General features: G+C 42.4%; 8 protein-coding genes. 3 read left to right on the plus strand and 5 right to left on the minus strand.

Annotated elements, in window-relative coordinates; genetic code table 11:
- The first annotated feature begins 17 nt into the window (after positions 1 to 17).
- Positions 18 to 911 (plus strand): sulfate adenylyltransferase subunit CysD, encoded by an 894-nt coding sequence (gene cysD / locus E1160_RS02690; RefSeq protein ID WP_155153453.1) that lies wholly within the window; start codon positions 18 to 20, stop codon positions 909 to 911.
- 1 nt (position 912) lies between these two features.
- A complete protein-coding gene (gene cysN, locus E1160_RS02695) occupies positions 913 to 2,811 on the plus strand; it encodes a sulfate adenylyltransferase subunit CysN (RefSeq protein ID WP_155153454.1) in 1,899 nt (632 codons plus the stop codon).
- A gap of 58 nt (positions 2,812 to 2,869) precedes the next feature.
- On the opposite strand, the gene E1160_RS02700 is transcribed toward cysN, so the two are convergent.
- On the minus strand, positions 2,870 to 4,156 hold the full coding sequence (locus E1160_RS02700; protein ID WP_155153455.1) for an NAD(P)/FAD-dependent oxidoreductase: 1,287 nt from the start codon (positions 4,154 to 4,156) through the stop codon (positions 2,870 to 2,872).
- A 226-nt stretch (positions 4,157 to 4,382) separates the two neighbouring features.
- On the opposite strand from E1160_RS02700, the gene E1160_RS02705 reads away from it, so the two are divergent.
- Positions 4,383 to 5,951, plus strand: a complete 1,569-nt coding sequence (locus E1160_RS02705; RefSeq protein ID WP_155153456.1) for an inorganic phosphate transporter — start codon at positions 4,383 to 4,385, stop codon at positions 5,949 to 5,951.
- A 91-nt stretch (positions 5,952 to 6,042) separates the two neighbouring features.
- Here E1160_RS02705 and rodA read toward each other — a convergent pair whose 3' ends face one another.
- The 4 genes from rodA to mreC all read right to left on the minus strand — a co-directional run bounded on the left by rodA (position 6,043) and on the right by mreC (position 10,563).
- A complete protein-coding gene (rodA, locus tag E1160_RS02710; protein WP_155153457.1) occupies positions 6,043 to 7,182 on the minus strand; it encodes a rod shape-determining protein RodA in 1,140 nt (379 codons plus the stop codon).
- Positions 7,183 to 7,192: 10 nt separating this feature from the next.
- Positions 7,193 to 9,076 carry a penicillin-binding protein 2 gene (gene mrdA / locus E1160_RS02715; protein WP_155153458.1) on the minus strand — a complete coding sequence of 628 codons (1,884 nt, stop codon included), beginning with the start codon at positions 9,074 to 9,076 and terminating at the stop codon, positions 7,193 to 7,195.
- 10 nt (positions 9,077 to 9,086) lie between these two features.
- A complete protein-coding gene (gene mreD / locus E1160_RS02720) occupies positions 9,087 to 9,614 on the minus strand; it encodes a rod shape-determining protein MreD (protein WP_155153459.1) in 528 nt (175 codons plus the stop codon).
- 100 nt (positions 9,615 to 9,714) lie between these two features.
- On the minus strand, positions 9,715 to 10,563 hold the full coding sequence (gene mreC, locus E1160_RS02725) for a rod shape-determining protein MreC (protein WP_328597111.1): 849 nt from the start codon (positions 10,561 to 10,563) through the stop codon (positions 9,715 to 9,717).
- Positions 10,564 to 10,674: the final 111 nt, after the last annotated feature.

The raw sequence follows: 10,674 nt of genomic DNA on the forward strand, positions 1-10,674 counted from the left end.
ATTGGAAATAAACTCTCATGCTAACTCATTTGCGTGCGCTTGAAGCTGAAAGTATCCACATCATTCGTGAAGTGGTTGCTGAATTTGAAAATCCGGTGATGCTTTACTCCATTGGTAAAGACAGTGCCGTTATGTTGCATTTGGCTCGGAAAGCATTTTATCCGTCCAAATTGCCATTCCCATTGCTTCATGTGGATACCACATGGAAATTTAAGGATATGATCGAGTTTCGCGATCGAACCGCCAAAGAATATGGCTTTGACTTAATCGTGCATAAGAATGAAGAAGGCATTAAAAATAATGTATCTCCATTCACGCATGGTGCTCTTTATACAGACATCATGAAAACCGAAACGTTGAAACAGGCTTTGGATAAATACGGTTTCGATGCTGCCTTTGGCGGTGCCCGCCGTGACGAAGAAAAATCCCGTGCAAAAGAACGTATTTTCTCTTTCCGTAATGAAGAACATCGTTGGGACCCAAAAGCACAACGCCCTGAATTGTGGAACTTATATAACGCCCGCGTAAGCAAAGGTGAAAGCATCCGTGCCTTCCCAATCTCCAACTGGACTGAGCTCGACATTTGGCAATACATTTATTTAGAAAATATCGACATTGTCCCACTTTATTATGCTGCAGAACGTCCCGTGGTTGAACGCGATGGCAATCTGATTATGGTTGATGATGACCGCATGCCATTAAATCCAGGCGAAACTCCAGAAATGAAATCCGTACGTTTCCGTACTCTTGGTTGTTATCCGCTTACTGGTGCCGTGGAATCCGGTGCAGATACCTTACCTGATATTATTCAGGAAATGTTACTTACTAAAACTTCCGAAAGACAAGGCCGCGTGATCGATCATGATCAAGCAGGTTCAATGGAAAAGAAAAAACAGGAAGGATACTTCTAAGATGGCACATCAAGACGCACTTATCTCCGAAGATATTCTTGCCTATTTAAAGACGCAGGAAGAAAAAAGTCTTCTTCGTTTCATCACCTGCGGCAGTGTAGATGATGGTAAATCCACATTGATTGGTCGTTTACTTTGGGATTCCAAACTGATTTTTGAAGACCAGTTAGCGGCTCTTTCCAATGATTCCAAAAAAGTTGGTACACAAGGTGGTAACATCGATTACGCTTTGTTATTGGATGGTCTGCAAGCAGAGCGCGAGCAAGGTATTACAATTGACGTCGCCTATCGCTTTTTCTCAACCGATAAACGTAAGTTTATCGTCGCTGATACACCGGGACATGAACAATATACTCGGAATATGGCAACTGGCGCCTCTACCGCTGACTTGGCGATTATTCTAGCCGATGCACGTAAGGGTGTTCTGACACAAACCCGTCGACATAGTTTTATCGTTTCTCTTCAAGGCATCAAAAATGTTGTCTTGGCAGTGAACAAAATGGATTTGGTTGATTACGCCGAAGATCGTTTTGAAGAAATCAAAGCAGAATATGCTGAATTTGCAGAAAAACTTGGTCTTGAAAATATCACCTATGTGCCTATTTCAGCACTAGAAGGTGATAATATCATCGAAAAATCTGCGAATATGGATTGGTATCAAGGCCCTACCTTGATGAACCATTTGGAGACGGTGGATAATACATCTTACTTGCATGAATCTCCATTCCGGATGCATGTACAATGGGTAAACCGTCCTAATCTTGATTTCCGCGGATTTAGTGGGTCCATTTCCGCAGGTATAGTCAAGCCAGGGGATGAAATTCGCGTTGCGCCAAGTGGTAAAACCAGCACGGTAAAAACCATCTCAACATTCGATGGTGATTTACCTTCGGCGGAAGCAGGACAAGCTGTTACCATCACTCTGGATGATGAAATTGATATTAGCCGTGGTGACTTGCTTGCGACACCTGATCATCCACCTGCAGTAGCCAACCAATTTGCGGCGCATTTAATCTGGATGACCGAAGATGAAATGCTTCCTGGTCGTCGCTATCTGATTAAAATGGGCGGCAATACGATTAATGCTCAAGTTTCTGAATTGAAACACAAAATCAATGTAAATAATCTAGAGCATTTAGCAGGTAAAACACTTGAATTAAACGAAGTTGGCTATGTGACCATTAGTTTGGACAAAGAACTTCCGTTTGATCCATTTGAAGAAAACCGCCACACAGGTAACTTTATCCTTATTGATCGTTTTACCAACGCCACAATTGGTGCAGGTATGATCAAACATCCATTGCGCCGGGCAACAAATATTCATTGGCAAGCCTTGGATGTAGATAAAGAAAGCCGTTCTGAAGCTAAAAATCAAAATCCAGCGGTTCTATGGTTTACGGGCCTATCAGGGTCCGGCAAATCCACCATCGCCAATATTGTGGAAAAGAAACTTCATTCTATGGGTAAGCATACCTATACATTGGATGGTGATAATGTACGTCACGGATTGAACAAAGATCTAGGCTTTACTGATGCAGATCGTGTGGAAAATATCCGTCGTATTGCAGAGACATCCAAGTTGTTTGTCGATGCGGGTTTGATCGTTTTGACATCCTTCATTTCTCCGTTTATCAGCGAACGCCGTATGGCACGTCAATCTGTTGCTGAAAACGAGTTTTTAGAGATTTTCGTCGATACACCTCTGGAACTTTGTGAGAAACGTGATCCGAAGGGTTTGTATAAAAAGGCCCGTGCGGGTGAAATTACGAACTTCACAGGTATTGATTCAGATTACGAAACGCCACAAACGGCAGAAGTAATTCTGAAAACAGCCGATCTTTCAGCGGAAGAAGCCGCAGATCAAGTAATTGAGTATCTAAAAAATAACGATTACATCTAAGCTTCACAAATAAAGATCAAAGAAAAGCCGTAGATCATTTTCTACGGCTTTTTTTAATTTATCCTCGCCAGATTTTATATTCATCCTGTAGATATTTCATCACGTAATAAGCTTGTGCTGCAACCGGACCAAGGAAGCTTCCTGCGTAAGGCAACCCAAATGTCTGAAATAACTTATAATCTTCATTTCCTTCAGCCAGAGCACGGGCAATCACCTCTCCACCCATTGTAGTTGCGGCCATACCATGTCCACCAAATCCAGTATTATACCAAACCTGTTCATTAATCTTTCCAATCATTGGCATGCGATGGCTAGCATAGGCCATTTTACCTGACCATGATGTTTCAATCTTCACATCCGCTAAATGCGGATAAACACGCAGCATAGATTTTCGCATAATTTCTGCAACTTTATGTGGGGCCACCGGAAAAGCTGTTATACGCCCTCCCCATAGAATACGCGTTGATCCATCAGGAATAGGACGCCAATAATCACATGAAATACGCTCATCAATCACGGAATAAGGAAGATCTGTAACCGTTTCTTGTAAACGATCTCCCAATGGTTCTGTCACTAACACATATGTGGTGATTGGCATGGTTGCCTGACTTAGCTTGGGATAGAGGTTCTTAATATACCCACTACACGTCAAAACGATCTGATTTACCGTAATTTTTCCTTTTGGTGTTTCAACAATAACTTGCGCGCCCTTATCCTTAATTTTTAAGGCAGGGCTATCTTGATAAATTTGAACGCCAGCATCCTTGGCTAATTTCGCGATGTTTAATGAATAGTTCAACGGATGAAAATGGAATGCATCTGGGTTAAAACGAGCCCCTTTATAGGCTTTGGTTTTATAATGATATTGAGTTTTTTCTGAATCCCAATAGTCATAATTAGTGTCAAACTCTTCATTACTTTTTGCGAGTTCCTCTGGCGCCGTTTGGGATTGGTCCCATAGGTAACCTTCAATATTGCCATGAACCACCTGACAATCTATTTCTGCGTTGGTCGCACGTTCACGCACCAAATTTAAAGCATCCTGATCCAGCTTATGCATAGCCATCATATTATCATGACCGATCTTCCGGATTAGAAAATCTTTGTCTCGATTAAAGCCGCCCGACACAAAGCCACCATTACGCCCCGATGCACCCCAGCCGATTTTGTTTGCTTCGATCAAAATGACTGATTTGCCACGTTGCGCGAGCCCAAGTGCGGTATTTAAACCAGCTAAACCACCGCCAATAACACAAATATCTGTCGACTGATCAACTTCCAGTACAGGATAACTAGATGATACACATGTTTGACTATAATAGCTTTCAACATAATTTTCGAACATTTGACCCTCAGCTAAAAAAATATTTATTCCCGTCTACTGAAATCCAAATAAGAAAGCAAATTCTATTAAGCTCTCCTTTCCAAGGAAATAAGGCATATTGCCAACAGTTTTATGTAATTTTTATTGCAACTCATGCCTCATCACGATACCAATAGCCACAGATAAGTTATTGGCGAAACAGATAGCTACCATAAATCCCGTTGATATTGATTTAATTGAGAGACTCATGAGCGATATGAATACGCTGAATGAATTTCAGAATATAACCTCAAGCCGACGTCGTGAAATGCTTCGCCTTGCCGTGGCTGCGGTTTTTATTGTCTTAATAACGATCTATACCGAATTCCTGTCCACTAGCATTGAAAATGGTCATCTTATAATTGTTGCGGGTGTTATTGGTGCCTATATGGCGATGAATATCGGTGCCAATGATGTGGCGAATAATGTTGGCCCCGCCGTTGGTTCCAAAACCCTCACCTTAGGGGCCGCAATTTTCATCGCAGCAATCTTTGAGGCAGCAGGAGCGATTATTGCAGGCGGCGATGTTGTTTCAACGATTAAAAAAGGGATCATTGATCCTTCTGCAATTGGGGATTCAACGACCTTTATTTGGCTCATGATGTCTGCATTACTTGCCGGTGCTTTATGGCTTAACTTTGCAACCTACCATGGTTTACCAGTTTCCACCACTCACTCCATTATTGGTGGAGTTTTAGGTGCAGGTATCGCCGCGGGTGGAATCGATGCAGCCAATTGGAGTCAAATGGGCTCCATCGCTGTCAGTTGGTTTGTTTCACCAATAATGGGTGGCTTGATCGCCGCCGGTTTTTTAATGCTCATCAAAAGTCGCATTAACTATAAACGTGATCGAATTGCATCAGCACGGAAATGGGTGCCGATCTTGATTGCTATCATGGCATGGGCATTCAGCACTTACTTGATCATGAAGGGCCTAAGGAAAATCGTTAGCGTAGATTTTGACATGGCCCTTCTATATGGTTTAGGGATCGCATCCGCTATCTATCTCATCGTGAAGCCATTGATCCATCGTGCCTCCAAGAATATGGAAAATACAAAGAAAAGCATCAACAAACTTTTCACTATTCCTTTGATTTTCGCAGCAGCTCTCTTAAGTTTTGCCCATGGTGCAAATGACGTCGCCAATGCTGTTGGGCCATTGGCAGCAATAGTCGATTCACTTATTCACAGTGAGGTTAGCACGCAAGCTTCTATTCCGCTTTGGGTGATTCTTGTTGGTGCAATTGGCATTGCTTTGGGCCTCGCATTATATGGTTCAAGATTGATCCGCACAGTTGGGTCCGAGATCACCGAACTCGATCAAACACGCGCTTTCTGCATCGCGATGGCAGCCTCTATAACCGTGATCATTGCTAGCCAGCTTGGACTGCCTGTAAGTTCTACACATGTGGCAATCGGTGCCGTATTTGGTGTTGGCTTCCTCCGAGAGATAATCAAAAAGAATTATCATCAAAGAATTGCCAAGATAAAAGCACATTATGCAGATGAAGAATCCTATGCTTTAGAAGCCTTTCTTGAAGATTTTGAAAATGCCGATTTCAAGCAAAAGGGCGCAATGATGCGTGATCTTAAAGCTAAAGGGAAGCGCATGGGCCTTTCTAAGAAAGACCGTAAAACGCTTAAACAAACTTATAAAAATGAGCTGGTTGCACGTTTCACAGCCTTAAAAATTGTGTCAGCATGGATTATTACCGTGCCTGCATCTGCAAGCTTAGCTGCTATCATCTTCTATGTGATCCAATTTACCACAAGCTAGAAACAAACTAGACAATTTATGTTTGAATAATAAAAGCAGGATTGAACGAATATCAATCCTGCTTTTTAAATGTAATCAGACAATTGATTTATTACATTTCACGCCAATTTCTTGGAATACGCATGTCTCGGTGCACATAACAGTTCATCAACAACCCAAAGCCAATCATCACGGTTAACATCGCTGTACCGCCATAAGAAACCATCGGAAGAGGCACACCAACCACAGGAATGACCCCCATAACCATCGCGATGTTGATAAAAGCATAAAGTGAAAAAGTTGTCGTAACACCCAGGGCTGTTAATCGTCCAAAATGATTTCGACATCGCACGGCAATAAATGTCCCGTAGATCATCAATAGTGCATAAAGCCCCATTAATCCTAAACCACCAACAAGTCCGATTTCCTCAGCCAGCATAGTAAAAATAAAATCGGTTTGTTTTTCGGGAAGAAATTTCAACTGGCTTTGTGATCCTTGCATAAAGCCTTTACCAAACATACCACCTGCCCCCATAGCGATTTTAGATTGCATGATATGATAGCCCGCCCCTAAAGGGTCACGCTCAGGATCAAGGAAAGTTAACACTCGGTTTTGCTGATAAGGATGGAGATAGTTCCAGGCGACGGGTAATGATGCCAATACCCCAACAATAACCAATGCGAATTTCCAAATCCGCACACCTGCCAGAAAGAAGATCACACCACTACCCGCCACTAACATTAAAGATGTACCAAGATCAGGTTGTTTTAAGATCAACCCAATCGGCAAAAACACTAACAATAAGGGGATAATCAAGGTACGGATACGTCCAATATCCTCAATCGGAATACCATGAAAATATCGGGCCAAAGCCAATACCAATGCAATCTTCATAATTTCTGAAGGTTGAAGAACAATAACTTTTAAGTCGATCCAACGTTGGGCCCCCATCCCAACCTGACCAAATACTTCCACTGCAACCAATAGTAAAAAACCGATCCCGTATAATATATAGGAAAGTCTCATCCAAAATTTTATATCAATAACAGCGATGACAACCATTAAGAAGAACCCCATGCCAAATCGTACCGCTTGACGTGAAGCCCATGGATCCCAACTTCCTTCGGCCGCAGAATAAAGCATGGCAAAACCAACGCTCGCCACTAACGAAATAATAAGTATCAACCCCCAATTTAGTTGCCAGAATTTCTGGGTCAGGGTGAGTTCTTTCTTGCCGATTTCGCTCGCCATAATCTCTTCCCTAAATCTCTTTAATCTCAGCAGCTGCCTGTGCTTCTGCTTCAGATTCAGCCATTAACTCTTGGGCTTTTAGCAATACATCACGTGCAATTGGGGCTGCAGCTTTAGAACCGCCACCACCATGTTCAACAATCACGCTAACAACAAAGCGAGGGTTATCTACAGGCGCATATCCAACAAATAAGGCATGATCGCGAAGACGCCATTCAATATCTTCACCTTTCCTGATACCGGCTTCACGTTCTGCTTCACTAATACGACGAACCTGACTGGTACCCGTTTTGCCACCCATCTCACGACCAGCGATCGTAATTTTTGAGCCGCGCGCAGTTCCCTCAGGATGATTGACAACTTCATCCATTGAATCACGTATGATTTTTAAATGGGCTTCAGGAATATCAAGATTTTCAAAGCTGACATCAGCTTCAACACCGGTTAAACTTTCTGCATCAAACATTTGCCTTGTCAAACGCGGCGCAACAGCTTTCCCCCCATTCACCACACGTGCGGTCATAACAGCCAATTGCATTGGCGTTGCTAAGACATAACCTTGACCAATACCTGCGATAAGTGTCTCACCGAGATGCCAACTCTGTTTTAAAGCACGCTTTTTCCATGACTTTGTTGGAACTAATCCTTTACGTTCCCCATCTAAACCCAGCCCACTTCTCTCACCAAAGCCCAGTTTAAATGCCATTTCTGCAATATTATCTACGCCGATTTTACGTGCGACATCATAAAACCAAACGTCACATGACCCACGCATAGCATCTGTTAAATTCACCAAGCCATGACCATGTTTTTTCCAGCAATGGAAACGCCGATCCCCAACATCCATATGCCCCGGACAGAAAACTTTATAATCAGGTGAGATGCCATGCTTCAAAGCTGCCAAAGCCACCACAATTTTAAATGTAGATCCCGGTGCGTATTGTCCTGCGATTGCCTTATTGGTAAGCGGCTTATACGGATTATTAATTAGGTCATTCCATTCATCCGTTTTTAATCCTTCACTAAAGGCATTCGGATCAAAAGAAGGGGTGGAAACCAAAGATAAAACATCGCCATTATGAGCATCCATGACCACAACAGCGGCGGCTTTCTCATTTTCTACGCGCTGCCCAACATAATCTTGCAGGCGCATTAAAAGAGTCAATTTCAACTCATGGCCCGGCAAACCTTCGACACGTTCAAGCTCTTTAATCACACGGCCAAGCGCATTAACTTCTACTTTACTATTGCCACCCGTGCCCCGTAATGCCAGATCTTGGACTTTCTCAATGCCTCGCTTACCAATTTTAAAACCAGGTAATTCAAGTAGAGGATCCCCAGTGAGTTCTTTCTCAGTCACCGCCCCCACATATCCCAAAACATGTGCCATTGTTTCTGCGTATGGATAATGCCGTGTTTGACCGACTTCAACATGTACACCCGGCAAATCGGGAGTATTCACCACAAGTCGACTTACATCTTCCCATGATAAATTTTGACGAACAGTCACCGGCACAAAAGCACGTCGACGTGATATTTCTTTTAAAATCCTTCTTATCTCATGGTCTTCTAGATCAATGAGCTGAATAAGTTTGCTTAAGACATCATTTACTGTGGATTCATTATTTGCCTGTTCAGGTACCAAAATAATCTGATAATTTTTGATATTAATAGCTAGATAATCACCGCTTCTATCTACAATAAAACCACGCAATGGAGGGAGAAGTCGAAAATTCACCCGATTGTCTTCGGCCATCAGTTTATAACGCTCAGACTCAACCACCTGCAGATAATACATTCGCCCTGCCAGCCCAGACAATAATGCAAGCTTCCCACCGATCAAGAAGGCAGCACGTCGATTAAATAATTTAGCGCGATCTTTTTCCGGCTTCATTTAAGCATCCTTACTGGCCTCTTGGTGGAATTAACTTATGAACAAGCACCATCACTACAAATGCAATTGGAAACCATGCCAAAGACATTAGATAGCGAAAGATAAAGGACATTGGGCTGACATAATCTTTAACGAGAATACAAAATACGACCCAAAAAAGAATCGCTGCTAAGACTGCAACGACCATAAATCCCCACCATACAATACCAAATGTTTTCCCATGAAAGAAACGACGTTGGGTTCCAACAAGGAATGCGACAATTAAGTATACGAATGAAGAAATACCGATTGGAGATCCATAAAGTAAATCTTGAAACAAGCCGATTATAAAAACCAAAAACATCGGCATTAAGTCTGGCCGATAAATCGTCCAATAATAAACACACGCCAATACCAACATTGGTTTGATTACTTCACTATCCGGAAGGTGCAAAGGAATCACACCAAGAACAACTGCAATCACAGTCACCAGCAAAGGCAAACTAGAGCGTGCAAAATGATCAATGCGTGACCAAATGGTTTGTTCTTGTGAAATCATCGAATGTCAAAACCAGATAATTAACTAGGTTGCATTATAGGCGAGTCTATACGGAAAAAATAGAGATAGATAAATTTGTTAGACGTCGAGATAGAAAACTTTATTCAGTGTCAGGTAAAATACCATTCAATCCGAAATCCATTAAACGAAGGTATTCCGCATTTTCTGGATCTACATAAAGATCAACCAATACACCACCTTCAGTAACAGATGACACAGTGCCAACAGGAATCCCCGGTGCAAATGCCCCTCCGTGACCAGAAGTAATAACACGTTGTCCTACTTCAAATCCTGAATCCGCAGAAGTATAAATTAAACGCGGGCTCTTATCATTTTCACCAGCAAGAACCGCACGCACCCGTGTTTCTTCAATGCGCACCGGTATACGACTATTGATATCATTTACCAGTAAAATGCGGCTGGAATTTTGGCCTGTTGCATAAACACGACCAACTAAACCTTTGTTATTAACCGCAGCCTGCCCCTTACGAACACCATCATCAAGCCCTACATTCAACATCAGAGTATGATAAAAGTCATTACCACTTCCAATCACCCGCCCAGTAATAAACCTAGAAATATCATCTCTCTTAAAGGACAGCAGGTTCTGCAACTCGTTATTTTCATGTTGTAGTTGTTTTGCCAGGGTCAACCATTGTAATAGGCGTTGATTTTCCGCTTTTAGACGCACATTTTCTTCACGAAGTGCAATCAAATCATGTACATCCTGAACCCAACGATCTACCGTCGCAGTAGGACGAGAAATCAAATCTAGAACTGGAGCTGAAAAATCGGTAACAATATCACGAGCATTTTCAAAAAATTTAGGCTCTGCTCGTCCTAGAACCATCACAGCGATAGCCCCCATTAAAAGAAGCAAAAAGGCAAATCGGTGCATTAAAGCACGGATTTCAGCAATTCTTGGAACTGATCCTTGTTTTGCTCTCACTAACACTTCCTTTACGCGTTATCTGCCTTCACTTAACTCTCGACGAATCCTGCTGTAGGATTCCAGAAACCCGATTCCTACAAAAAATCGGGTTTCCCACTAACCTATAGT

This window comes from Curvivirga aplysinae, assembly GCF_009711445.1.
Lineage (GTDB): Bacteria > Pseudomonadota > Alphaproteobacteria > UBA8366 > Aestuariispiraceae > Curvivirga > Curvivirga aplysinae.

Coding starts and splice junctions, on each gene's coding strand:
- E1160_RS02705 (WP_155153456.1), top strand. CDS start 4,383: ATGAGCGATATGAATACGCTGAATGAATTTCAGAATATAACCTCAAGC.
- E1160_RS02700 (WP_155153455.1), bottom strand. CDS start 4,156: ATGTTCGAAAATTATGTTGAAAGCTATTATAGTCAAACATGTGTATCA.
- mrdA (WP_155153458.1), bottom strand. CDS start 9,076: ATGAAGCCGGAAAAAGATCGCGCTAAATTATTTAATCGACGTGCTGCC.
- cysD (WP_155153453.1), top strand. CDS start 18: ATGCTAACTCATTTGCGTGCGCTTGAAGCTGAAAGTATCCACATCATT.
- mreD (WP_155153459.1), bottom strand. CDS start 9,614: ATGATTTCACAAGAACAAACCATTTGGTCACGCATTGATCATTTTGCA.
- cysN (WP_155153454.1), top strand. CDS start 913: ATGGCACATCAAGACGCACTTATCTCCGAAGATATTCTTGCCTATTTA.
- rodA (WP_155153457.1), bottom strand. CDS start 7,182: ATGGCGAGCGAAATCGGCAAGAAAGAACTCACCCTGACCCAGAAATTC.